At 48.0% G+C, this 25,078-nt stretch carries 17 protein-coding genes and 2 rRNA genes; 9 read left to right on the forward strand and 10 right to left on the reverse strand.

Annotated features, from left to right (window positions below):
* Nucleotides 1-173: 173 nt before the first annotated feature.
* The 7 genes from GNT65_RS04325 to ampD form a co-directional block, all read right to left on the reverse strand.
* A complete protein-coding gene (locus tag GNT65_RS04325) occupies nucleotides 174-4,628 on the reverse strand; it encodes an EAL domain-containing protein (RefSeq protein WP_160793875.1) in 4,455 nt (1,484 codons plus the stop codon).
* Nucleotides 4,629-4,770: 142 nt separating this feature from the next.
* Entirely contained in the window at nucleotides 4,771-6,198 is a 1,428-nt protein-coding gene (lpdA, locus tag GNT65_RS04330; protein ID WP_160793876.1) for a dihydrolipoyl dehydrogenase, read from the reverse strand.
* A 153-nt stretch (nucleotides 6,199-6,351) separates the two neighbouring features.
* Nucleotides 6,352-8,313, reverse strand: a complete 1,962-nt coding sequence (aceF, locus tag GNT65_RS04335) for a pyruvate dehydrogenase complex dihydrolipoyllysine-residue acetyltransferase (RefSeq protein WP_160793877.1) — start codon at nucleotides 8,311-8,313, stop codon at nucleotides 6,352-6,354.
* Between the two features lie 11 nt (nucleotides 8,314-8,324).
* A complete protein-coding gene (gene aceE, locus GNT65_RS04340; protein WP_160793878.1) occupies nucleotides 8,325-10,991 on the reverse strand; it encodes a pyruvate dehydrogenase (acetyl-transferring), homodimeric type in 2,667 nt (888 codons plus the stop codon).
* 70 nt (nucleotides 10,992-11,061) lie between these two features.
* The gene (gene pdhR / locus GNT65_RS04345; protein ID WP_160793879.1) at nucleotides 11,062-11,814 is read right to left on the reverse strand and encodes a pyruvate dehydrogenase complex transcriptional repressor PdhR; all 753 of its coding nucleotides are present in this window, start codon (nucleotides 11,812-11,814) and stop codon (nucleotides 11,062-11,064) included.
* 238 nt (nucleotides 11,815-12,052) lie between these two features.
* Nucleotides 12,053-12,904, reverse strand: a complete 852-nt coding sequence (ampE, locus tag GNT65_RS04350) for a beta-lactamase regulator AmpE (RefSeq protein WP_160793880.1) — start codon at nucleotides 12,902-12,904, stop codon at nucleotides 12,053-12,055.
* Nucleotides 12,905-12,967: 63 nt separating this feature from the next.
* Nucleotides 12,968-13,513, reverse strand: coding sequence for a 1,6-anhydro-N-acetylmuramyl-L-alanine amidase AmpD (gene ampD, locus GNT65_RS04355; protein ID WP_160793881.1), 546 nt, complete (start codon nucleotides 13,511-13,513; stop codon nucleotides 12,968-12,970).
* A gap of 285 nt (nucleotides 13,514-13,798) precedes the next feature.
* Here ampD and nadC point away from each other — a divergent pair, with 285 nt between their 5' ends.
* Entirely contained in the window at nucleotides 13,799-14,680 is an 882-nt protein-coding gene (nadC, locus tag GNT65_RS04360; protein ID WP_160793882.1) for a carboxylating nicotinate-nucleotide diphosphorylase, read from the forward strand.
* Between the two features lie 900 nt (nucleotides 14,681-15,580).
* Complete coding sequence (locus GNT65_RS20690; protein ID WP_160793883.1) at nucleotides 15,581-15,934, forward strand: type IV pilin protein; 354 nt, start codon at nucleotides 15,581-15,583, stop codon at nucleotides 15,932-15,934.
* Nucleotides 15,935-16,101: 167 nt separating this feature from the next.
* On the opposite strand, the gene GNT65_RS04370 is transcribed toward GNT65_RS20690, so the two are convergent.
* The gene (locus tag GNT65_RS04370; protein WP_160793884.1) at nucleotides 16,102-17,472 is read right to left on the reverse strand and encodes an O-antigen ligase family protein; all 1,371 of its coding nucleotides are present in this window, start codon (nucleotides 17,470-17,472) and stop codon (nucleotides 16,102-16,104) included.
* A gap of 331 nt (nucleotides 17,473-17,803) precedes the next feature.
* Between GNT65_RS04370 and pilB the strand changes: the two genes are divergently transcribed.
* From pilB to mutT, 7 genes are read left to right on the forward strand one after another with little or no spacing between them, the layout of a single operon-like run.
* Nucleotides 17,804-19,513 carry a type IV-A pilus assembly ATPase PilB gene (gene pilB, locus GNT65_RS04375; protein WP_160793885.1) on the forward strand — a complete coding sequence of 570 codons (1,710 nt, stop codon included), beginning with the start codon at nucleotides 17,804-17,806 and terminating at the stop codon, nucleotides 19,511-19,513.
* 35 nt (nucleotides 19,514-19,548) lie between these two features.
* On the forward strand, nucleotides 19,549-20,814 hold the full coding sequence (locus GNT65_RS04380; protein ID WP_160793886.1) for a type II secretion system F family protein: 1,266 nt from the start codon (nucleotides 19,549-19,551) through the stop codon (nucleotides 20,812-20,814).
* A 33-nt stretch (nucleotides 20,815-20,847) separates the two neighbouring features.
* A complete protein-coding gene (locus GNT65_RS04385; RefSeq protein WP_160793887.1) occupies nucleotides 20,848-21,759 on the forward strand; it encodes a prepilin peptidase in 912 nt (303 codons plus the stop codon).
* 20 nt (nucleotides 21,760-21,779) lie between these two features.
* Nucleotides 21,780-22,385 (forward strand): dephospho-CoA kinase, encoded by a 606-nt coding sequence (gene coaE / locus GNT65_RS04390; RefSeq protein WP_160793888.1) that lies wholly within the window; start codon nucleotides 21,780-21,782, stop codon nucleotides 22,383-22,385.
* Between the two features lie 7 nt (nucleotides 22,386-22,392).
* A complete protein-coding gene (gene zapD / locus GNT65_RS04395; protein WP_160793889.1) occupies nucleotides 22,393-23,127 on the forward strand; it encodes a cell division protein ZapD in 735 nt (244 codons plus the stop codon).
* Between the two features lie 48 nt (nucleotides 23,128-23,175).
* On the forward strand, nucleotides 23,176-23,388 hold the full coding sequence (gene yacG / locus GNT65_RS04400) for a DNA gyrase inhibitor YacG (protein ID WP_160793890.1): 213 nt from the start codon (nucleotides 23,176-23,178) through the stop codon (nucleotides 23,386-23,388).
* Nucleotides 23,389-23,778 carry an 8-oxo-dGTP diphosphatase MutT gene (mutT, locus tag GNT65_RS04405; protein WP_160793891.1) on the forward strand — a complete coding sequence of 130 codons (390 nt, stop codon included), beginning with the start codon at nucleotides 23,389-23,391 and terminating at the stop codon, nucleotides 23,776-23,778.
* A gap of 671 nt (nucleotides 23,779-24,449) precedes the next feature.
* On the opposite strand, the gene rrf is transcribed toward mutT, so the two are convergent.
* Both rrf and GNT65_RS04415 read right to left on the reverse strand, forming a co-directional pair.
* Nucleotides 24,450-24,565: ribosomal RNA gene (gene rrf, locus GNT65_RS04410) — 5S ribosomal RNA — on the reverse strand.
* 180 nt (nucleotides 24,566-24,745) lie between these two features.
* Nucleotides 24,746-25,078: ribosomal RNA gene (locus tag GNT65_RS04415) — 23S ribosomal RNA — on the reverse strand; the annotation flags it as partial.

The raw sequence follows: 25,078 nt of genomic DNA on the forward strand, positions 1-25,078 counted from the left end.
AGGGTTCATCTAAACGCGCCCTGCCCTATGTTGTTCACAATTCACATAGTGCACTATGCTTCAACGCTCACGCCTAGCGCATAACGCGTTTAAATTGAACAAAAATAAAACCAGAAAGATAAACAGACCCTAGCAAACAAGAAAGTTTGCACTATCACGCGATGACAAGGCGGCTATTGAGACTGAATATAGAGATATTTCTCGAACTCATCTATGCCCATCGGCTTGGCAAAATAGTAGCCCTGTATGACGTAACAGCCGCGGCTGAAGACCTGTTCTAACTGCTCCTGGGTCTCGACGCCTTCGGCCACCACCTTGAGCTTAAGGTTACGGGCCAGCTCTATGATACTGCTGGCGATAGCCTGATCCGCCTCGTTGTTGGCAATATCGATCAGGAAGGAGCGGTCGATCTTGAGGGTGCTCACATCGAAGCTGCGCAGATAGGCGAGCGACGAATAGCCTGTACCGAAGTCATCGATGGCCACCTCTATACCTATCTCCCGCAGCGCCTTTAGGTGATCCTTGGCCACATGCAGCTCCTTCATCAAGACGCCTTCGGTGATCTCAAGTCCTAACATCTTGGCCGGCATGCCAGATTCTTTGAGCGCCTGCTGTACATCTTGGATAAAATCGGGTTGTCTGAAATGCACCGCCGAGACGTTAACCGACAGCTTGAGATCATCGCCGAAATGCTTGGCCCACTTGGCGCCCTGTATACATGCCTGGTTGATCACCCAACGATCGATATCGATGATCAGACCACAGGACTCGGCCACCCTGATAAAGATATCGGGACGTATGTAACCCTCCTTGGGATGATGCCAGCGCAGCAATGCCTCCATCCCAACCACCTTGTCGTCTTTAAGTATATCGATCTGCGGCTGGAAGTAGAGCTCAAACTCCTGTCGGTCCATCGCCCTACGCAGCTCGGCCTCCAGCTTAAGGTGATACAGGGCCTCGGCATTACGCTCGGCAGAGAAGTACTGGAAGTTACCCCGGCCCTCTTCCTTGGCATGGTACATGGCCTGATCGGCGTTCTTAATCAGCACCTCCGGCTCCTTGGCATCGTCGGGCCACAGGCTGACCCCGATACTGGTGGAGATGAAAAACTCGCGGCCATAGAGCTCGAATGGCTTCTCTATCTGGCGGATCAATGCCTCGCACAGATGATTAACTTCATCGATATCGACCATGTCTCGCATCAGGATCACAAACTCGTCGCCACCGAAACGGCAGAGCGTATGGTTCTCACTCACACAGGACTGCAAGCGGCTGGCGGCCTCTACCAGCAAGGCGTCCCCCATGGAGTGACCATAGGAGTCGTTGACGTTCTTGAAACGATCCAGATCGAGGAAGATTAATGCCAGCTTATCCTGGGTCTGCTCGGCGCGGTGGATACACTTGGCCAGACGCGAGGCAAACAGGGAGCGATTCGGCAGGCCGGTGAGCACATCATAGTTGGCCAGACGACGTAGATCCGCCTCTGTCTGTTTACGCTCTGTGATATCGGAGAATACCGCCACATAATGGCTGATGGCGCCGCGTTCATCTCTCATGGTCGACAGGTTGAGCCACACGGGACAGATAAGCCCCTCACTACACTGAAACTCATGCTCACCGGTCCAGGTGATCCCCTGTTCCAGCAAAATGTTAATCTCATCGCTTCTGTCTTCGCTGCTGTGAACTAGCTGGGCAAAGTATCTGTCTTTCAACTCTTCGGCCGTCATCCCCAAGATGCTCTGCGCCGCCTTATTGGAGACCCTCACCCGCTCATCGGCGTCTAAGATAAGCACCCCTTCGGAGGTGTTGGCAAACGCCTGGGCCAGCAGCTTAACGTCATCTTCCAGCATTCGCTGGGTGGTGATGTCGGTGTAGATACCGGCGACCTTCTTCACCCGGCCGCTGATCGGGTCGAACTCCAATGCACGGCCGCGCACCCGGGTCCAGCCCCAGGATTCGTCGGGGCGGCGGTAACGATAATCCACATCCAACCTGTCATCCTGCTTGGAAAGCAGACGTTTCCAGGCGGTGAAGACCTTATCCTGGTCATCGGCAAATATGGGGAACTCCTCCATCTTGAGCTCGAAGGCATCGCCCTTGTCCGGGAAGTAGCGACCCCGGTTTTCCAACAGGAAGGTTTCGCTCTCGCTATGCCACTCCCACAACTCTGAGTCACTTCCCCGCAGTGATTGTCGCAGCCTGTCCTCGCTCTCCTTGAGCTTCTTGTTGACCCGTCTGAAGGCGCCTATCTGCTTCTGACGCAGCAGCAGGAAGTAGAGCCCCACCAGTAAGAGCGAAAGCAGCAGCAAGCCTCTGAACCAGTCGTAGTTCCACCAGTAATCCTCGACCACGAAGTTGAATGAATAAGGGGTCTGCGACCAGACACCGTTTTCCTCACTGAGAATGTCTAAGGTGTAATGACCCTCCTTGAGACCGGAGACGTTTACCTGAGACTGGCCCATCAGCTGTAAGTACTTGCTCTCCTGAGAGGCCTTGCCGCGACGCAGACGATACTGCAGCTGAAACGGAATGTCGGTCAGATAGTCGAGGCTGGTCAGCTGGAAACTGATAAGGCGCGCACCGGGTTCGATCAACATGCCCGCCTCAGGTACCAGCTTGGTTTCGGTGTTGTCCTCATAGAATACAGAGACAGACTCCATCATGATGCCATCTTCCGCCAGGCGATTACGCATCTGAGGCACATCCACCAGGGAAACCCCATCTGGGCTACCGACAAACAGTCCGGTACCGGGTTGATAGAAGGAGGCGCCATCGTTGAGCTCGTGGCTGATAAGCCCATCTTGCTTCTCAATAACCGTGATCCCACCTGTGGTGAGATCTTGCCTCACCAGAGAGTTGGCACAGCCGAGCACACGATAGCCGGGGAGCTGCTCGATGAAATAGACAGAGCTACACTCCACCTGCCAGTTGTCGGTGAGAAAATAGGTCAGTCCCGTCTTGGGGTGATATTCCACTAGGCCCTTGGGAGAGGTACCCAACCAGAGCACACCAGAATCCACTTCCTTGATATAACTGACATCGATAGATATATGGTCATCGGCAAAGATATCGATGCGGGAATAGAAGCGCCCCTTGCTATCGATATAACCAAATAGATTTTCGCCGCCGATCCACAGCTTGCCATCGGCCGCACGGTAAATTGAACGCAGCGGGATTTGATGCAAGGTGCCATCTACCCCCTTGACCTGCATACGGCTCGGCTCCAGGCTGCCCTTGTCCCAGTAAAACAGACCAGTTGCGGTAACAAACCACCAGCGAGAGGTGATCAAGGGGTCCTTATAGCTGAAATAGACCATCTTATTTTCGAGCGAGGTGCGCCCACCTGTAAACTCGTTGAAGCGCTGCATCTCACGCGTTTGCCTGTCATAGACAAATAAGCCATTAGTGGTGCCAACCAACAGGCGCTGCGGGTCAAGCTCACTCACCGTATAGACGCTATCGTTGACTTCCATCTCATCGGGCAGATAGGTCTGACTCTTCTGGGCCATTCGTTCGACCTCGATAAGGCCCTTATCTGTACCTAGCCAAAGATAATTTTGGTCGGCAAAGATACTCCATATCATCTCATCGCTCAGGCGGTAGGGGGCATTGCGCGTAAAATTATCCAGCACGAAATCGGGATCGTCGGCGATGATCGCCAGACCGTCTCCCGAACCACCGACCCAGACCAAGTCGTTGTCATCCACCGCCAGATCGTAGATATAATCCAGATCCGCCGCCAACTTAAGCTCATTGGTGAAGCGTTTAATCTCCAGGGTGTCTGGGTTCCATTTGATCAGGCCTTCTCGCCCCGACAGCCAGAGAAAACCTAGCTTGTCCTGAGCCATCTGAGTGACATAGAAGGGGATCTGCTCCACCTTCTCCAGAGTCAGGGAGTCGGGATAGACACGATACAAGCCATTGCTCGAGCCCAGCCACAAGCGCCCCGCCCTGTCTTCGAACAGGCTCTTGATCTGTCCCTGTTCCTCGCTCCAAGGAAAGAGGCCTCTGAGCATACCTAGGCTGTCTCTGAGCTGTAACTCATAACTCTTACCCACTATCAGCTGGGCATCGCCAAATTGCGACAACACAAACCAGGGCATATCGGGATCGCTTGGCAGGGCGCTGATGAAGGTAAGCGACATCGCCTCATAGTCGAGCCGATACAGTTCGCCAAAATAGCTGAGCAGCACATAGCTACCATCTTTTTGCCGGGTGACCGCCTGTAGTCCGCTGGGATTAAACTCGGGAAACAGTGCCGGCCCCCCCAGCTGAACGAACTCATCTTTGACTATGTCATACAGGTAAGTGTTGGCGTAGCTGCTGACCAAGAGATGTTGCTTGCTTAGAGACTCGGCAAGGTAGATATACTCATCGGAGAGACGAATATGATTGGCGTCTTTATCTATGCGCCGGGCCTTGGTATCGCTGATGCGGTAAAGTCCCTGCTCGGTGGAGAGCCAGGTATAACCGTATTCGTCGAAGCTGATATCGTTTACCGTGGCATTGTTAAGGCCATCCCGAGCACTAAAGACCCTCTGCACCAGATCGCCTGCCACGCTCGGAAAGGTAAAACCGAACATCAGCACGAAAAGGCTTAGTAAACGTAACGCCTTGGCAAAGCTCATAGAGGATCCCATCTCAGACAAACAGCACAACGAGGTTCGGGCATAGCGCGGAAAACTTATAATTGTTACAAAAATATAATATATAAGTTAGCCAACCAAAAAAAAAGCGCTCAATGAGCGCTTTTTCTGATTTGAGAAGGAATTACTTTTTCTTCTTTGCCTTAGGGTTTGGCAGATCGGTAATTGAACCTTCGTAGATCTCAGCCGCAAGACCGACAGACTCATGTAACGTCGGGTGAGCATGAACAGTTAGCGCCAGATCTTCGGCATCACAGCCCATCTCGATGGCTAAGCCGATCTCGCCTAGTAGTTCACCACCGTTAACACCCACGATGGCACCACCGATCACACGATGAGTTTCCTTGTCGAAGATCAGCTTAGTCATACCGTCTGAACAGTCAGAGGCGATAGCACGACCACTTGCAGCCCATGGGAAGGTTGCCGTTTCGTAGGCAATGCCTTGCTCTTTAGCTTCTTTCTCGGTCAGACCAACCCAAGCCACTTCAGGATCTGTGTAGGCGATTGATGGGATCACCTTAGGATCGAAGTAATGCTTCATGCCCGCAATCACCTCGGCAGCAACGTGGCCTTCATGCACGCCTTTGTGCGCCAGCATTGGCTGGCCCACTATGTCACCGATTGCATAGATGTGTGGCACATTGGTGCGCATCTGCTTGTCGACATTGATGAAGCCGCGCTCATCGATGTTTACGCCAGCCTTGTCGGCGTCGATCAGCTTACCGTTTGGCGTACGGCCGATGGCAACCAATACGGCGTCATAGCGTACTGGCTCGGTCGGTGCCTTCTTGCCTTCCATAGAAACATAGATACCGTCTTCTTTCGCTTCAACGGCAGTCACCTTGGTCTCTAGGATCAGGTTGAACTTCTTCTTGATCTTCTTGGTGTAGACACGAACGATATCTTTATCGGCAGCAGGGATCACCTGGTCGAACATCTCAACCACGTCGATCTCACTTCCTAGTGACGAGTACACAGTACCCATCTCAAGACCGATAATACCGCCGCCCATTACCAGCAACTTGCCAGGAACTTCTTTCAGCTCAAGTGCATCGGTCGAATCCCAGATACGTGGATCTTCATGAGGAATGAAAGGCAGTTGAATTGGGCGAGAACCCGCAGCAATGATCGCCTGCTCGAAGTGAACCACTTTCACGCCATCTTCACCGGCGACTTCGATGGTGTTTGGACCGGTAAACTTACCCAGACCGTTAACCACGTTCACTTTACGCATCTTAGACATGCCGCCAAGACCGCCAGTCAGCTGGCTAATAACACTCTGCTTAAACTCACGTAGCTTATCGAGATCGATCTGTGGCTCGCCAAATACCACACCGTGGCTAGAGATGGCCTTAGCTTCTTCAATCACTTTCGACACGTGCAGCAGTGCCTTAGATGGGATACAACCCACGTTCAGACACACACCACCTAGGGTGCTGAAACGTTCTACGATAACGGTCTCCAGACCTAAGTCGGCAGCACGGAATGCTGCTGAATAACCTGCAGGGCCTGCACCTAAAACCACTACCTGAGTTTTGATTTCGTTACTCATGTTTTCCTCTATTCTTTCTCATTGTGTTGGGAGGAATTCCGGCCCAACCCATTATGACGCCAGCTTTTTGAACGTTAGTTCTTGTAAGGTGGCCGCATTTTAACCTTTCAAGGAGTTAAACAAAAGGCTACTCATGTTGAGTAGCCTTCATCATTACAAAATAAGTGTGCGTATGTCGGACAGCATACTTGACAGGGTCACGCTGAAGCGTGCCGCCATGGCGCCATCGATCACACGGTGGTCGTAAGATAAAGAGAGCGGCAACATTAACTTAGGTTCGAACTCTTTACCATTCCACTTAGGTTTAATTTCAGACTTGGAAACCCCTAAGATCGCCACGTCAGGGTAGTTGACGATAGGCGTAAATGCCGTACCGCCTATGCCACCCAGACTAGAGATGGTGAAACAGCTGCCCTGCATGTCGGCCGCCTTAAGCTTGCCTTCACGTGCCTTAACCGAGATCTCCATCAGCTCGGCTGACAGCTCTATGATGCCTTTCTTGTCGACGTCACGCACCACAGGCACTACCAGGCCGTTTGGCGTATCGACCGCCACACCAATGTGGTAGTACTTCTTCTTGATCAGTGACTCACCGTCGGCACTCAGGCTGGCGTTAAACACCGGGAACTGCTGCAGTGTCTTGGCAACCGCCTTCATCATGAAGACCAGAGGAGTGATCTTCACGCCAGACTTCTGCTTAGCCGCAAGCTCATTTTGCTGCTTACGGAAGGCTTCCATCTCCGTGATGTCCGCTTCATCGAACTGAGTCACGTGTGGAATGGTAACCCAGTTACGGTGCAGGTTAGGTCCAGAGATCTTCTGGATACGGCTCAGCGGCACCTCTTCCACTTCACCAAACTTAGCGAAATCAACCTTAGGCGCAGCAATCACCTGCAGACCACCTTCACCGGCGCCCACGCTAGTGGCCGCAGAGGCTTTAGGACGAGACATCTCATACTTGATAAAGGCCTGAACGTCTTCCTTCAGAATACGTCCCTTACGGCCACTACCCGTTACCTGTGTCAGATCTGCACCAAACTCACGGGCCATACGGCGAACCGCTGGCGAGGCGTGCACGGCACCTGTAGCAGGCTTACTACCGGCACTCGGATGATGTGGCACTGGCGGCTTCGCCGCAGGTGCAGGCGCACTGGCTTGTGCGGCAGGCTCGGGAGCAGCAGCTGCCGGAGCAGGAGCCGCCGCTGGGGCGCTCGACTGTGTTTCTATGGTCGCGATGACGCTGCCTTGAGATACCTTGTCGCCCACCTTAACGGTTACAGAAACCAGCTTACCGGCAAACGGTGCTGGTACTTCCATGGTGGCCTTGTCGGTTTCTAGGGTGATCAGGCCTTGGTCGGCCTCGATCACATCACCGGCAGCAACCAAGACCTCGATAACATCGACGTCAGACGCGTCGCCGATATCGGGTACGCTAATCTCTTTCACTTCGATGCTGGCAGCTGTCGCTGGCGCAGCTTCTGCTACAGGCGCGCTCGCCGCAGGGGCTGCTGTCGGTGCAGGAGCCGCGGCTTCACCGCCGCTCACCTCAAGCATCAATACCAGAGATCCTTGAGAGACCTTGTCGCCAACGGCCACTTTCATCTCTTTCACCACGCCCGCAGCCGGAGCTGGAACTTCCATGGTTGCCTTGTCGGTTTCAAGGGTGATAAGCCCTGTGTCGACATCTATGCTGTCGCCCACGGCCACCAGCACCTCGATAACGTCGACATCTGAGGCATCACCGATATCTGGTACTGTCACTTCGATGACTTGTGCAGACGCTGGCGCAGCGGCAACTGGTGCGGTCTCTACTGGCGCAGCCGGAGCCGCTGCAGAAGTCGCTTCGGTTGCTGGTGCAGGCTCGGCAGCTTGCGCCTCACCCGCTTCCATCATTGCGATAAGTGTGCCTTCAGACACGGTATCGCCCACGGCGACCTTGATCTCGGCAAGTTTACCGGCGAAAGGCGCAGGAATATCCATGGTCGCCTTGTCGCTTTCAACGGTAATGATCGATTCTTCGGCGGCCAGAGTATCGCCCGCCGCAGCACAGATCTCGATAACCTGTACTTCATCCCCACCGATATCGGGGACTAAAACTTCTTTTAATTCAGCCATTCTCTATCCCCTTACGCGAACTGTGGGTTGATCTTGTCGGCATCGATGCCGTACTCGGCAATCGCTTGCGTAAGCACTTCAACAGGCAACTCGTTGCGGTCAACCAGCGACTTCAGTGCGGCGATCACAATGAACTTAGCGTCCACTTCGAAGTGATGACGCAGGTTCTCGCGGCTGTCACTGCGGCCGAAACCGTCGGTACCCAGCACCTTGTAGTCGGTAGGAACATAGGCACGCAGCTGCTCGCCATATATCTTCATATAGTCGGTCGCTACGATGGCCGGTGAATCGCTAGACAGCACCTGGCTGATATAAGCCTGCTTAGGCGCCTCGGTTGGGTTGAGCATGTTGTAACGCTCTGCCGCCTGACCGTCGCGAGTCAGCTCGTTGAAGCTTGTCACGCTAAATACGTCAGACGAGATACCGAAGTCTTTCGCCAGCGCCTGCGCAGCCTTGCGAACTTGTTCTAGGATGGTGCCACAGCCCATTAGCTGTACCTTACCCTTGCCGCTGCCAGAGACAGATTCCAGCTTGTAGATGCCCTTGACGATACCTTCCTCGGCACCCTCTGGCATCTCAGGCTGAACATAGTTTTCGTTCATAGTCGTCAGGTAGTAGAAGATATCTTCCTGATTGTCGCCATACATGCGACGGATACCGTCTTGAACGATTACCGCAATCTCATAACCATAGGTTGGGTCGTAAGAGATACAGTTTGGAATCGTGTTCGCCAATACATGGCTGTGACCATCCTGATGCTGCAGACCTTCACCGTTCAGGGTGGTACGGCCCGAGGTGCCACCGACCATGAAGCCGCGAGCACGCATATCACCTGCCGCCCATGCCATGTCGCCAATACGCTGGAAACCGAACATAGAGTAGTAGATGTAGAATGGAATCATTGGCGTATCGTTAACCGAGTAGCTGGTCGCCGCAGATACCCAAGAAGACATGGCGCCAAGCTCGTTGATACCTTCTTGCAGTACCTGGCCTGACTTGTCTTCACGGTAGTAAGCCACCTGATCCGAGTCTTGTGGCACATACTTCTGTCCTTCGTGAGCATAGATACCCACCTGACGGAACAGACCTTCCATACCGAAGGTACGCGCCTCATCCGGGATGATAGGCACGATGTTCTTACCTATCTTCTTATCTTTCAGCAGCGCAGTCAGAATACGGACAAACGCCATGGTGCTCGAGATCTCACGGCCATTAGAGCCCTTGAGGATAGAGTCGAAGATCTTCAGTGATGGCACTTCAAGATCTTCAGAGAACTTCTGACGGCGAGCCGGCATAGAACCGTGCAGCGCGGCGCGGCGTTCCTGAAGGTACTTCACCTCTTCCGAATCTGGACCTGGGTGATAGAAAGGAATCTCTTCTAGCTTGTCGTCAGGGATCGGGATATTGAAGCGATCGCGGAAGTAACGTACGGCGCTGATGTCCATCTTCTTAACGTTGTGCGCGATGTTCTTACCTTCACCGGCATCACCAAGGCCATAACCTTTAACTGTCTTGGCCAGGATAACGGTTGGACGGCCCTTAGTGTTCTTAGCATGTTGCAGCGCGGCATAGATCTTCACTGGATCGTGACCACCACGGTTGAGGCGCCAGATGTCATCGTCGGACATGTTGGCCACCATCTCGGCCGTCTCAGGGTACTTACCGAAGAAGTGCTCACGGGTGTAAGCGCCACCTTTGGCCTTACAGTTTTGGTATTCACCATCGACGGTTTCTTCCATCAGCTGCAGCAGCTTACCGCTGGTGTCGCGAGCCAATAGCGGATCCCAGTAGCGACCCCAGATAACCTTAGCCACTTCCCAGCCTGCGCCGCGGAATTCACCTTCAAGTTCTTGAATGATCTTGCCGTTACCACGTACAGGACCATCAAGACGCTGCAGGTTACAGTTAACGATGAAGACTAGGTTGTCCAACTCTTCACGAGCGGCCAGACCGATAGCACCTAGGGTTTCTGGCTCGTCACACTCACCGTCACCCAGGAAACAGTATACGGTTTGCTCAGAGCAATCTTTCAAACCACGGTCGGTCAGGTATTTCAGGAAACGCGCCTGATAGATAGCCTGGATAGGGCCCAGACCCATAGAAACCGTTGGGAACTGCCAGTAGTCTGGCATCAACTTAGGGTGTGGGTAAGAAGATAGCCCCTTACCGTCCACTTCCTGACGGAAGTTAGCCAGTTGCTCTTCAGTTAGACGACCTTCGAGGAAAGAGCGCGCATAGATACCTGGTGCGATATGACCCTGGAAGTAAACCAGGTCGCCGCCATCCTTCTCGTTTGGCGCACGGAAGAAGTGGTTAAAGCAAACATCATAAATGGTTGCGCTTGAAGCGAAACTGGAAATGTGACCACCCAGCTCAAGATCTTTCTTCGAACCACGCAGCACCATGGCCAGGGCATTCCAACGAATGATGGCGCGAATGCGACGCTCCATCTCTTGGTTACCAGGCATATGAGGTTCCTGACCGGCAGGAATCGTGTTGAGGTAGGCGGTGGTCGCCTTATAAGGCAGATGAGTACCGTTACGACGAGCCTTGTCGATTAGTTTCTCAAGAAGAAAATGAGCACGTTCCGGACCTTCTTGCTCTAATACGGCTTGTAATGAATCGACCCACTCTTGAGTCTCTAACGGATCTAAATCTTGCAGCATATGTTCAGACATTTCGCAGTCCTTCCCTATATACATTAATTGTATGAATTGAATAATAAAAAGTGGCGACTAGACAGACTGCCTATGCGCCACTCTTCAATCGGCGCAGACTACGCTGCAACCGGCTATCTTCTTCCCTCACAGACAACATCACTTCCTCAATGTAGCTTAGATGCTCGTTTGAGGCTTCTCTTGCTGCTTCAGGGTCACGACGCACGATGGCGGCAAGAAGATCTTGCCTATGCTCGTTTGCCATCTTAGAGGCATCAGCTCTGCGCTTTAGCAACTCTAAGTTTTGCGCCACATTCTCATGTAGCACTGGAGATAAACTCAGTACCAAGTGCAGCATAGCCACGTTGTGTGAGGCTTCCGCAATGGCGCGATAAAAGCACACGATCGCCTCAGCTTTCGCCTCAATGTCAGACGCAGCTTCTACCGCTTGGATTTTTTCTTTGATGTTTTGCATGTCGGCATCGGTACCCCGAAGCGCCGCAAAATAAGCCATCATGCCTTCAGTGGCGTGACGAAACTCGAGGAGATCATATTGACTCTCGGAATCGCTGTGCATCAGCTCCACAATAGGATCGGCAAGGCTCTGCCAAAGTTGCTCTTTGACATAGGTACCACCGCCTTGACGACGCAGCAGCAGGCCTTTTGCTTCTAACTTTTGAATTGCTTCACGAAGAGATGGTCGAGAGACTTCGAATTGCAGTGCCAATTCACGCTCTGGTGGTAACTTCTGACCCGGTTGCAGACTCCCCTCTAGGATCATCTGCTCCAGCTGATTCATGATCACGTCAGAAATTTTTGGCTGGTTGATTTTGCTATAAGCCATATGGCCCTCAGCTCCTATTGTAAATTGGTCTTACCAATTTAATTGACTGAGCGCACTTTATCAAATCACATTTCAGATGTCCAGTTCGTGATCTGCTTCATGTAAACTCACGATTTGTGAGAATAGCTTATATTTATGACTAAGGGGTCTGACCATTGCACCAGACCCTCAGGGCTAGCCTTGAGTAGAGGAAACTAGACGAGTAAACCACAAAATAACCACCGGCTTCACCAAGCTCCTACACTACTACCCCGAAGATCGTCAGCAAAGAGAGACCGATCACGAGTAAGATAAAGTTTCGCTTACTCAACTGTAGCAAAGAGATGGTTGATTGGACGCAAATAGGTGCCGGGGAACTAAATTCTATGGTCTCCGCCGCCAACGCAACCTCTGAGATCACCTCCCTTGCCGGGCAACGCCAGCACAAAGCCTGTTGTCGCCAACGAGCAAATGCCAGCGAAAAATGACCGCTGAGCACATAGCCCAGGGCGATCAGGCGGCTCGGTAGCCAGTCCAACAACATCAAGGCGGTGTCTACTAGCGGAAGCTCTACCCCTCGGCTCTTGGCATCGTCAGAGAAATAGCGCACGGTACAGTAGAGCACAGCCCCGGCTGGCCCGAAGAAGATAAGGTATAAGGCCACAGCACCATAGAAGCGGTAATTGAGCCACGCAACCGCCTGGCCAACCTTCTCACCAAGTTCCTGCTCCGATACGGCATTGAGTGAAACGTAGGGATCGAGCTCGTCGGCAAAATGATAGCAAGCCTGAGCATCGCCGCGACAAGCGGCCTGAATATATTGCTTGAAGATCTGCCGCTGTTTGAGGTGGCTAAAACAGAGAATCGACACCCCAACCCAGAGTGCGAGGCTCAACAGCCCCCAAAACATGCCGACCACAAACCAGGCCAAGATCTGCACGGCTATCGCCGGCAAGATCAGCGCGACCGCCATCATAAGATCATTGGTTAACTGCTTACGGCCAAAGAAGCTCTTGGCGTATAGAGCTAATAAGGTTTCCAGCTGCCATGCCTGGGGTAATAGCTTGAGGCGCTCTATCATGATCGCCATCAATAAGGAAAACAGTGCCATCTCACTCCCCTCTCACATCCATCTAATTATTGTGTTTAATGGTAAACCAAGCTTTTAGGTAAGTTACGCTTCATCCAAACTCGCGCGATATCTGTCCCAGTCGAAACTCTCACCCGGGTCTGTCTTACGCCCTGGCGCAATATCACTATGGCCGACGATAAGATTTCTATTGAGCATAGGATATGCGTCAAACAAGGCCAAGGTTAATTGCTTCAGCCGCTCATATTGGGCATCGGTATAATCAGTAGTATCCGTACCTTCCAGTTCTATGCCGATAGCAAAATCATTGCAACCCGTTCGCCCCTCAAATGTAGAGATCCCCGCATGCCAGGCGCGGTCATCGCAGCTCACATATTGCACCAGCTCACCATCTCGCCGGATCAGAAAATGAGCGGACACCTCTAGCCCTTGCAGGTCGCAAAAACTCTCGTCAGCCTGAACATCCAAACAGCCCTGAAAAAGCTGATCTATATAGGGCAAGCCAAACTGACCAGCGGGAAGGCTGATGTTGTGTATCACCAATAGACTAACTTCATTGTTGGGACGGGCATTAAAATGCGGCGAGACACACTGCCGACACTCTTGAATCCACCCTTTATGCAACCTCATGTTAGCCACGAGCCTAACTACCTCCAAACAATATCAAGCTGTTAGCACTTTAACCTAATTCGGTTGACTGTCGCCAGTCATGCAAAACAAATGAATACAAATCGGCACAAATAGGTCTGATGATCGGCTAAGTCAGCCAAATATACCTGCTTTTTCAATCTGGGATTTGTTACTATTAACGGCATATAGCTAAGTGCTTGCGGCCATAGAAACACAAACGATAATACTATCGATCCACTTGAGATAAACTCACGGAGCGCTGCAAGCAGCCATGAGGATAGAAAGATGCTGGAAAATGACATTAGATTAGCCGTCAAGGTCGCACTAGAAGAAGACTTAGGTTTTCAGGCCGACACCAATCTTACCGCCGAAGAAAAATTGAGCCTGGATATTACAGCACAGCTTATTCCTAGCGATAAATATGCACAGGCAACACTGATCACCCGTGAAGAAGGCGTCTTTTGTGGTAAGGCCTGGGCTGAGCAGGTGTTTAACCAGCTAGGTGGCGAAGTCGCCCTGCACTGGCATGTAGACGATGGTGACCTCGTACTCCCCAATCAAGTCCTGTGCGAAATGTCAGGCTCGGCACGAGCCATCCTCACCGGTGAGCGTACCGCGATGAACTTTATTCAGACCCTATCTGGCGTTGCCACCTTAACCAAACACTATGTTGACAGGCTCGCAGGCACCCAATGCAGGCTATTAGACACCCGCAAGACCATTCCAGGTCTGCGCACGGCGCAAAAATACGCCGTTACCTGCGGCGGCGGTAAAAACCATCGCATAGGTTTATTCGACGCCTTCCTCATCAAGGAAAATCACATCATGGCCTGTGGCTCTATCGCCTCTGCCATCAAAGCCGCCCGTCAGCTAGCCAGCGACAAGCTAGTGGAAGTCGAGGTCGAGAGTATTGATGAGCTGAAGCAGGCCCTCGATGCGGGTGCCGATATCGTCATGCTCGACAATTTTGACGTCACCATGATGATTGAGGCCGTAGAGCTAAATAACAGCTATAACGAAAACCAGCGGGTAAAGCTCGAGGTATCGGGCAACGTGACCCTAGATACTATCTCTGACTTCGCCAAGACAGGCATAGACTATATTTCGGTAGGCGCCCTCACTAAACATGTCAAAGCGTTAGACTTGTCGTTACGGCTTAAAGATTAATTTTCCTTAATGAAAAATTTGGCGAAGGCTTAAATGCTCAGTCTGGTACAGGAGCCCAACCAGATTGAGCAACATTTGCACAACAAATTAAGCCAACACTAAAGCTTGTACATAAATCAACCAGCCAGAGGCGGGCTTTTAACCGCTATAAAATTGACACTTCTACCCCGATCGCCAAATTTTCAGTCAAAGTCATAATTACGCTATAACTTTTATTACAAAAAAAGAAGTTTGTTAGACAAATTCACCATTAAATTAGTACTTTGATGCGATTTACGGTTCCCTTTTTGTTAACTTTGTACTAACTTTGGCTGTAGGCGAGATGGCCCTTTCGGCCAGCTTACCATGAAGGTAGACCGACTTAGTAAGTCGAAAGCATTAATTATAGTTAACAGAGAATTTTATCGACTAGCAACCAGTCAAAGGCAACACCTTGTTAACATTGCTATGTTAATCAAGAACGGTTATCTGGACAGGTAAGAGCCATGGGCTAACTAGTTATAGAAACCTCAAGTTGATTGTAACCAAATGATTTCAACAAACTAAATTGCCAAATGGTGCAGTTTGCCGATTGAAGATTAATCAAACTTAGAGTGAAAACCGAGAGTGATAAGCAGACCATGATAAACAAAACCGTCATGTTCATCTCACTCAGGAATTCATAAAATACTAGTTGATAGCAATAACGATTTGACCAGGGACGACGTCTTAAGTTACGCAGGAGCAAGTTAAGCAGTAGGTCTTGGCACCTTAGTTCTAAGCAAGTAACCCAAGTTATAGTGTTTCACGACAATTTTCACTATAACGAGAAAGTTGGTATTAGAATCATTGTGCAGCCACACCATCTGTTCAATATCGAGATGAGTCGAGTCAGAGTTCTGTCAAACGGAGAGAGTAAAAATGAAAGGTATCAAGAAGACTAACGCTAAGGGTTTCACCCTGATTGAATTAATGATCGTTGTTGCAATCATCGGTATTCTCGCCGCAATTGCACTACCTGCTTACAAAGAGTATGTAAACAAAGGTAAGATCAATGCCTGCCTAGGCGAAGCGACTGCCTATGTTAAAGCTGCATCTGCTGCGGTAATTGGTGAAACCACAATTCCCGATTTCGCTCCAACCTCTTGCTCTGGGGCTATTACTAAGCCTACAGATCTGGCCTCTCTGACAGGTACAGCAACTACTAACGCGCAAGACGAAAACACCACTGCTATTGTTTGTGACTGGCCAACGGCTACCTGTAAAGCATCTTAATGTATAAAGCTCTGTCAAAAAGGCCGCTTACGCGGCCTTTTTTTACTGTGTCAATCTTTTCAATTCTCAGCTAATCCATTTTAATTTTACTCTGCAAAATAATTGCATGGTACAAAAATCTATATGAAACCTAAAAAAACAACTCAATTCTTTCACCTTTAAAAAACTTAATTAATTACATTTCCTCTTAACCATATCCGAGGAAAGAAGGCAGCAGAGAGTCCTTCATGATTGTATGAAATAAACATTACCACCGAAAAAAACGTAACGACTAAGAACTGCATTATTATAATCCAACGTTTAATGCGATAATAATCCACACAGTTATTTTTCTGTGGGCTAGATATAGATAAAGCTAAAACGAGAGAAAACAATAATTGAGAAAAAGGCATGACTAGTACCCCACTCAACTGTGAATAACACAACCCTGACAACAAAGAGAAATAAAATGGAAACTTTGAAAAAGATTCGTTTGCCCCTACCGACTTCAAAACTTTAAATACAACATGCAATGCTGACACAACAAAAATCAAACAAGCCAATACACCATTTTCATATAAAACTTGCATAGTGATATTGTGAGGGTGTGCATGAGGTAAGGGCTTTCCTTCTGCCCATGAAAAACTCATCGGACCAAACCCCAACCAAGGAGAATCAGGAATAGCCTTTAATATAAACAACCAAAAATCCAATCGACCTGAGCTAGTCGTTCTGAGTTGAAATGTTACATTATCGAAAAGGTAATAAGGAATTATCTTAATAAATAACAACCACAGTAAGATACCAAAAGCCAATGGCCGCAACACTTCATTGAGAAAACCAACTCGCTTTCCTCTTTCCAAGTTAAAAAAGAACAGAATAAAAACAAGGGAAAGTGATAAAACTGCACCGCGGGCTTCAGATTGAAAAAGCGCTACCCAGTGCAGTGTCACAGCAACAGCAGAGAGGCCCTTAAATTTTCTTAAATCTTTGCAGCAGACAGGAATATATAACAACGGAACAATCATAACCTGCAATTGATTGAATAATCTTACATTGGTATAACCAGAAATCAAACCATGAATATCGAAACTATTAATGTCAACATAGGAGAAAATCAAAAAAAGAGAATACTTAAAAAGAGTTAATAGTGAAAAGAATAATGCACAAAAAAACAACATGGCGCACAAGGCTTTTTCATGCAAACTCCTTAATGACACCACAAAGAAATAAACCGCCATCATTAACATGAAAATATTGACTACATCAACAAATGCCCAGAACTGATGCTTACTAAAAAATGCAGATACCAATGACAATAAAACAAAGAAAGCGACTCCAACAATGACAAGATAAGATCCATAAACATTCTGTTCTTGCTTAACAAAGCACAGCGCTAACGAACACAACCATATGAATCCGACAACAAAAAACCTTTTCAGATCATATTCATTCCCAAGCCCTAGCAAAAAATATAAGTCATAGGAAAAAAGTGTTCCTGAAACAAAAATGGCCAATAGACCAACCAACACTCCTAACGCATATACCCTTACTGTCATTTCCCTACCTAAAATAGCACATCACCTGCATAGACATTAGCATACAGAAAAACCAACGAGTAACCATTGCTTTTTATTAAATTTATTCTCCTAAGGTTCTATATGAATTTCAAATAGCCAAAAACTAAAGAGAGGTATTACAATCGTAGCACTACTAGATAGAAATACTTCTTGACTAACAAGCCACAATCGTCAAAATTTTGTCAAATAAGAAAACAGCTAAGCCCTTTACTAAACTCATCCCGACAAAAGCATTTTCCCATATTAACAAAAATGACAAGTCTCTAAAAAAGCGTTATTATTTTAGAACTTCTGTTCATTTGGAGCACTCATGCCTTCAACCGGTCTACATTTGGGATTATCGACCCTTTTTATTCGCAAAGGACTACTTAGCGAAGAGCGGTTGTCAGAAGCCGTAGCTCTATCCCGTAAAAACAAACAACCACTGGTCAGCACCTTAATTGCCACCAAAGTGCTTTCTGCTAGGGAAGTGGCAGAGCTCTGCTACGAGGAGTATGGCACACCTTTATTAGACTTAAATGAGTTTGATATCACCAGCATTCCGGAAGCATTCCTGAATAAGAAGCTAATTGAAAAACACAAGTGCTTACCGCTATTCAAACGTGGTAATCGTCTTTATATAGGAACATCCGATCCTACGAACATCGCCGCTCTAGAAGACTTCCAATTCAGTGCTGGATTACATGCAGAAGCAATTCTTGTTGAGGATGATAAACTCAGCCAAGCTCTTGAAAAAGTCCTCGAAGAAGATATTTCAGCATTGGATCTAGACGGCATTGATGAAGACTCGTTGTCTGGAATTGAAATAACAGATACAGACAAACGTCAAGAGGATCAGGCTAGTGATGCAAGTGACGATGCCCCCATCGTCATCTATATCAATAAAATTCTTACCGATGCTATAAGAAAAGGCGCATCTGACTTACATTTCGAACCTTACGAAAAACGCTACCGTATTCGTTTTCGTATCGATGGTATTTTACATGAAGTTTCCGAGCCTCCAGTTAACTTGTCGGGACGAATATCAGCACGTCTAAAGGTCATGTCAAAACTTGATATAGCTGAACGTCGAGTTCCCCAAGATGGCCGGATAAAGATGAAACTTTCACGCTCTAAGTCTATTGATTTTCGTGTTAGTACTCTCCCCACCATCTGGGGCGAGAAGATTGTAATGCGTATCTTGGACTCCTCATCAGCCCAGTTAGGTATTGAAAAACTGGGTTATGAAGAAGATCAAAGAGCACTATACGAAGAGATGCTTGCCAAACCTCAAGGCATGATCTTGGTTACCGGTCCAACAGGTTCGGGTAAAACAGTCTCTCTATACACAGGATTAAACATACTCAATACCCAAGAACGTAACATATCTACCGCTGAAGACCCTGTAGAAATCAACTTGGAAGGCATTAACCAAGTTCATATTAATCTCAAGGCTGGTCTCACTTTTGCCTCAGCGCTTCGTTCCTTTCTGCGCCAGGACCCCGATGTCGTAATGGTAGGTGAAATTCGCGATTTAGAAACGGCTGAAATCGCGATTAAAGCAGCGCAAACTGGTCACTTAGTATTATCAACTCTGCATACAAACTCTGCTGCAGAAACCCTAACCCGCCTTATTAATATGGGGGTTCCTGGGTATAACATAGCCAGTTCTGTAAACCTGATTATTGCACAGCGTCTTGCTCGGCGTCTCTGTACCGAATGTCGACAGCCTGAGGATATTCCAGAACATGAGTTGTTCAACTTAGGTTTTTCACAAGCTCAAATTGACCAGGGTTTTACCGTCTATAAACCTGTTGGTTGTGACCTATGTTCCGGCGGGTACAAAGGCCGGGTGGGGATTTATGAAGTAATGAAAATGTCAGATGAGATTGCCCGTACTATTATGGAAGGAGGAAATTCTTTGCAAATTGCCAATCAGGCTAAAGAGCAAGGAATGAGAGATCTTAGGCAATCCGGCCTCAGAAAGGTTATTGCCGGGGTAACTAGTATTGCCGAAATAAATCGTGTAACTAGCTTCTAAAACTTAGTTAAACTAGATTAATAAAGGACACTATAATGGCTACTGCATCTCTTGCTAAAACTTCAACTAAAAAGCAAAAAGCAGCCAAATCACAACCGAAAGTGGTCACTTTCGAATGGAAGGGAACGAACCGCGACGGAAAAAAGACCTCTGGAGAATTAAGAGGGACGTCATCAGCCGAAATTAAAGCGCAACTAAAATCACAAGGCGTCAACCCGAAAGTTGTCAAAAAGAAAGCAGAGCCTCTGTTTAAGAGTGATCCTAAAATCAAGGCGATGGATATCGCCATGATCACTCGTCAAATAGCGACTATGCTGGCAGCAGGCGTACCAATTGTTACCACTCTCGAAATGTTGGGCCGTGGTCATGAAAAGCCCAAAATGCGTGAACTACTTGGAACCATTGTGGCAGATGTTCAAGCGGGTATCCCACTATCAGACTCCCTAAGGCCTCATAAACAATACTTTGATGACCTGTATGTTGATTTAGTAGGCGCAGGAGAACATTCAGGGTCCTTAGATGCTGTATTTGATAGAATTGCAACCTACAGAGAAAAGGCTGAAGCATTAAAATCCAAGATCAAAAAAGCAATGTTCTATCCTGCGGCGGTTGTCGTTGTTGCTATAGCCGTTACAACTCTACTATTACTTTTTGTTGTTCCCCAGTTTGAAGACATATTTGCAGGTTTTGGTGCAGAACTTCCCGCTTTTACACAAATGATTGTAGGCATCTCACGCTGGCTCCAATCTTCTTGGTATCTTTTTGTAATCGGTATCATTATATTTATTTGGTCATTTAAAAGAGCTCATCTAAAATCTGAGGCGTTCCGCAATAAAGTAGATGAACTAGTACTTAAAGTACCAATTATTGGTGAGATTCTACACAAAGCCGCTATGGCAAGATTTGCTCGCACTCTTGCAACAACCTTTGCTGCCGGCGTACCGCTAATAGATGGTTTAGAATCTGCTGCGGGAGCCTCAGGTAACTATGTCTACCGGAGCGCATTAATAAAAGTGCGTACCGAGGTTATGTCTGGTATGCAAATGAACGTAGCGATGAGAACCACCGGTCTTTTCCCCGATATGCTCATTCAAATGGTGATGATTGGAGAAGAGTCTGGTGGCCTCGATGATATGCTGAATAAAATTGCGAACATATACGAAATGCAAGTAGATGACGCCGTAGATGGCCTATCAAGCCTAATTGAACCCATGATGATGGTGGTTATAGGTACGTTAGTTGGAGGTCTAATCATTGGTATGTACCTCCCGATCTTTCAAATGGGTAACGTCGTCGGCTAACCGACTCTATCAAATAATAAATAAGCTTTATCAATGACTGAATTTATCCAATTAATGGCTCAGTACCCTTTACTGTTTGCCGCAATTTCTTTCGTCTTTGCCGCCGTAATTGGCAGCTTTTTAAATGTAGTCGTTCATCGCCTTCCCGTGATGATGAAAAGAGAATGGCAGCTAGAATGTAACCAATATCTCGACGAATACCATAACGATGTAGTTTCGGGAATTAGAGATAAGCTAACCCAGCCTATCGATGACTTTCCGAAAAAATACAACCTTATCATTCCAGGTTCATCCTGCCCTAAGTGTAAAACCAGCATAAAGCCTTGGCATAACCTCCCCATACTGGGATGGTTAATGCTTGGAGGTAAATGCGATCATTGCAAAACTAGCATCTCGGCCAGATACCCAGCCATCGAAGCCATAACTGGATTGGCGGTGGCCTATTTAGCCTATCACTTCGGTCCAAGCTGGCAATTCGCCTTTGCAACCATACTAACCTTTGGTCTGGTAGCCTTAACAGGGATAGATCTCGATGAGATGCTGTTGCCTGACCAGATCACACTGCCACTGCTATGGCTAGGCCTGTTGATCAACTTAGACAGTACCTTCGTTTCTATTACCGATGCTGTCATTGGCGCTTCAGCAGGCTATATGAGCCTTTGGAGCGTATTCTGGGGATTCAAAATATTAACCGGCAAAGAAGGTATGGGTTATGGCGACTTTAAGTTATTAGCCGTATTTGGCGCCTGGTTTGGCTGGCAACTACTGCCCCTAATCATCCTGTTATCCTCCATTGTTGGCGCCGTCGTTGGTTTGCTGCTCATCGTCAATAAGAAGATCAATTCGGGTAATCCAATACCATTTGGCCCTTATATCGCCCTAGCGGGCTGGATCGCCATGATTTGGGGCGAAAAAATAGTAAACTGGTATCTATCTACCTTATGACCATCTATTCATAAAACATCATGTCAAAATTTGTTGTAGGTCTCACAGGCGGCATAGGAAGTGGTAAAACCACGGTCGCCAACTTGTTTGCTGAACTAGGAATTGATCTTGTTGACGCAGATGTCGTTAGTAGAGAAGTTGTCGCAAAAGGAACAGAAGGTTTAGCGGCAATCGTAGAACATTTCGGTTCTAGTGCCCTACTTGAAAACGGTGAGCTCAATCGCGCCATTTTAAGAGATAAGATTTTCAACACTCCTTCAGAGAGAAAATGGCTCAATGGCCTACTCCACCCGTTAATTCGTGCCGAAATGTTAACACAACTGCAAAATGCGACCTCTGCCTACGCAATTTTAGTTGTTCCCTTGCTATTTGAGAACGGTTTAGATAGCTTAGTCAATTGCACTTTAGTGGTTGATATTTCGCCAGAGTTACAAATAAAACGAACCACTGAAAGAGATGCTGTGGATGCTCAGCAAGTAAAAAACATAATAGCTAGCCAGGCAAGCAGAGACGAAAAGTTATCCAAAGCCGATGATGTTATCGACAATCAAGGCGACATATCGGCCTTAAGAGACAAGGTCGCTGCTTTACATAATAAATATATAAAATTAGCCGCACAGACCTAATTACGTCATGAATGAATTGATCTATGAACAACCTCTAAACGAGAAGACTCGGAGCTATCTCAGGCTCGAGTACCTTGCTAATCAGGTACAAAGTAATTTAGATCAAGATCATCAACACCGTTGTTTCTATCCCCTATTTTCTCTCTGTGAACTTACCGAACGTTGCGATTATCGCGGCGAGATCATAAAAGATATCGACAAACAACTAATCAATCTGAAAAAGTGGCAACACCTTCCCCATATCGACGAACAACAGGTCGAGAGCTATATAAGCCAAATGCAAGAGGCAAGAGCTAAACTCATTCGCTGTGAACGGCCAGGGCAAAAACTTAAACAAGATAGATTTCTCTCCGCCTTACGCCAGCGATTTGGTATGCCTGGTGCGTGCTGCAACTTCGACCTCCCACAGCTGCATTACTGGTTAGCGAAGCCATGGGAAATACGCCAGCAAGAATATAAGGCCTGGACAGAGCAATTTGAGTGTCTGCTTACGCCAATCAAGTTGTTACTTGACCTGACCCGAAAGACAACTGTCTATAATCCAGCGACCGCCAACGCCGGCTTTTATCAAGGCACAAGCACTCAGGCCCTCTCATTAATACGAGTGAAGATTGATCCCGCTCAGGGGTGTTATCCAACCATTAGTGGTAATCGTAACCGCTACGCCATACATTTCGTACTCTTTGACCAACAAAAACACTCAGACAGATCGATAGACTTTATGTTGGCAACCTGCACCTAAAGTGGTTTACCATAGTCGACTGTTATAAATCGGCCCATGGGAATGATCATGCCAACTACAGTTAAGTGCCCTACCTGCCAAAAAGAAGTGCTTTGGTCTAAAGAGTCTCAATTCAAGCCATTTTGCAGTGAAAGATGCAAACTCATCGACTTAGGCGATTGGGCATCAGAAAAGCATGCCATCCCGGTAAAACCCGAATTTGATCCAGAAACACTAGATTCTCTAGGTTACGAAGAAACTGACTTTTTTAAGGATCAGTAAATGAAACGTGTGCACGTCGCGGTAGGTATAGTATTCGATGAACAGGAGCAGATCTTACTTGCCAAACGCCCAGATCATCTACACCAAGGTGGAAAGTGGGAATTTCCTGGTGGCAAGGTCGAATCTGGTGAAACAACCTCCGAAGCGCTGATAAGAGAGTTAAGGGAGGAGGTTGCAATAAAGGTTAGCTCCACAAGCCCCTTAATGGCAATTTCCCACGATTATCCAGATAAACAGGTGTATCTTGACATCCACACAGTAAAATCCTTTTCTGGTGAAGCTCAAGGGCTTGAAGGACAAGAGATTCAATGGGCTAGACTCGACGAGCTCAAAGACTATGACTTTCCAGAAGCCAATACACCCATCATAAAAAAGCTCCTCTCTTTATAACAACGAATCCGAAAGCCCGAAAATTAGCTCGGGCTTTCCCTCCCTCCGATATCCATCGCTTTCATTGCCCCAACTCCCGAACATAAATCTTATCGGCTAGATATGTTTGATAGCGATATGAACGACCTATCACGGCCTTAAGACTTAAGCATTTACATTATCGACTGATAAAAATCTTACTATTCGGCCTGCTTAAGTTAATTTCAGCAATCAATCAGCTCTAATATGGGGGCGTAAGGCATCCATTTATCAGGCGAAGCTTGATGGATGACTGGAGCGCGAAGTAGCTAAGCTGCGAGCTGAGGGGCCTGACCGCCTGGATGGCGGAAATGCAGTTAATGAATGGAGCACTCAACTGCCACACTGCATGAATAGCTTTTGGCTGCATGTAGAGTCTTATTATGCGCCTGTCATGGCCAGCTTCGAGCAAAGCTCTCCGCGTTCATCCCTTGCATCAAACTTCGTTTGATAAACGCAAGTGCTTCACCATACGACCACCACGGACGGTGGAAGTGTCGATTATGCAGGATGCAATTATCGACCAATCACATGGAAATGTACCTCACTACGTTCGGGCTCTTTATATTCCCCATGTTCGAGTTGATATTTCAAAAGCTGTTAAACGAAAAAATCCCCAACACTAGGTGCTGGGGATTCTTCGTTTATTAGGCGCCTGGAAATGACCTACTCTCACATGGGGAGACCCCACACTACCATCGGCGCAATTGCGTTTCACTTCTGAGTTCGGGATGGGATCAGGTGGTACCACAATGCTATGGTTTCCAGACAAAATTGGAAATTCGGAAAGCTGTACTCTTATCTAAGAGTCAATTTGAGTTTTAGTACACGGATGTACTGTATGTCATAAATGCAGGAGCAATTTATGACCACACTTCAATCAAGTACTTTGTATTCTTCTGATTCAGTAACCATTACTTACTTTGCAGTAAAAACCCTTTTGGGTTGTATGGTTAAGCCTCACGAGTCATTAGTACAGGTTAGCTCAACGCCTCACAACGCTTACACACCCTGCCTATCAACGTCCTAGTCTCGGACGGCTCTTTAGAGACCTTAAAGGTCTAGGGATGACTCATCTTAGGGCTCGCTTCCCGCTTAGATGCTTTCAGCGGTTATCGATTCCGAACGTAGCTACCGGGCAATGCCATTGGCATGACAACCCGAACACCAGCGGTTCGTCCACTCCGGTCCTCTCGTACTAGGAGCAGCTCCCTTCAATCATCCAACGCCCACGGCAGATAGGGACCGAACTGTCTCACGACGTTCTGAACCCAGCTCGCGT

This window comes from Shewanella insulae (assembly GCF_009831655.1).
Lineage (GTDB): Bacteria > Pseudomonadota > Gammaproteobacteria > Enterobacterales > Shewanellaceae > Shewanella > Shewanella insulae.

What these genes read in the sequence shown, in the direction of transcription:
- GNT65_RS04325 (WP_160793875.1), bottom strand. Translation starts at nt 4,628, where the DNA reads ATGAGCTTTGCCAAGGCGTTACGTTTACTAAGCCTTTTCGTGCTGATG.
- lpdA (WP_160793876.1), bottom strand. Translation starts at nt 6,198, where the DNA reads ATGAGTAACGAAATCAAAACTCAGGTAGTGGTTTTAGGTGCAGGCCCT.
- aceF (WP_160793877.1), bottom strand. Translation starts at nt 8,313, where the DNA reads ATGGCTGAATTAAAAGAAGTTTTAGTCCCCGATATCGGTGGGGATGAA.
- aceE (WP_160793878.1), bottom strand. Translation starts at nt 10,991, where the DNA reads ATGTCTGAACATATGCTGCAAGATTTAGATCCGTTAGAGACTCAAGAG.
- pdhR (WP_160793879.1), bottom strand. Translation starts at nt 11,814, where the DNA reads ATGGCTTATAGCAAAATCAACCAGCCAAAAATTTCTGACGTGATCATG.
- ampE (WP_160793880.1), bottom strand. Translation starts at nt 12,904, where the DNA reads ATGGCACTGTTTTCCTTATTGATGGCGATCATGATAGAGCGCCTCAAG.
- ampD (WP_160793881.1), bottom strand. Translation starts at nt 13,513, where the DNA reads ATGAGGTTGCATAAAGGGTGGATTCAAGAGTGTCGGCAGTGTGTCTCG.
- nadC (WP_160793882.1), top strand. Translation starts at nt 13,799, where the DNA reads ATGCTGGAAAATGACATTAGATTAGCCGTCAAGGTCGCACTAGAAGAA.
- GNT65_RS20690 (WP_160793883.1), top strand. Translation starts at nt 15,581, where the DNA reads ATGAAAGGTATCAAGAAGACTAACGCTAAGGGTTTCACCCTGATTGAA.
- GNT65_RS04370 (WP_160793884.1), bottom strand. Translation starts at nt 17,472, where the DNA reads ATGACAGTAAGGGTATATGCGTTAGGAGTGTTGGTTGGTCTATTGGCC.
- pilB (WP_160793885.1), top strand. Translation starts at nt 17,804, where the DNA reads ATGCCTTCAACCGGTCTACATTTGGGATTATCGACCCTTTTTATTCGC.
- GNT65_RS04380 (WP_160793886.1), top strand. Translation starts at nt 19,549, where the DNA reads ATGGCTACTGCATCTCTTGCTAAAACTTCAACTAAAAAGCAAAAAGCA.
- GNT65_RS04385 (WP_160793887.1), top strand. Translation starts at nt 20,848, where the DNA reads ATGACTGAATTTATCCAATTAATGGCTCAGTACCCTTTACTGTTTGCC.
- coaE (WP_160793888.1), top strand. Translation starts at nt 21,780, where the DNA reads ATGTCAAAATTTGTTGTAGGTCTCACAGGCGGCATAGGAAGTGGTAAA.
- zapD (WP_160793889.1), top strand. Translation starts at nt 22,393, where the DNA reads ATGAATGAATTGATCTATGAACAACCTCTAAACGAGAAGACTCGGAGC.
- yacG (WP_160793890.1), top strand. Translation starts at nt 23,176, where the DNA reads ATGCCAACTACAGTTAAGTGCCCTACCTGCCAAAAAGAAGTGCTTTGG.
- mutT (WP_160793891.1), top strand. Translation starts at nt 23,389, where the DNA reads ATGAAACGTGTGCACGTCGCGGTAGGTATAGTATTCGATGAACAGGAG.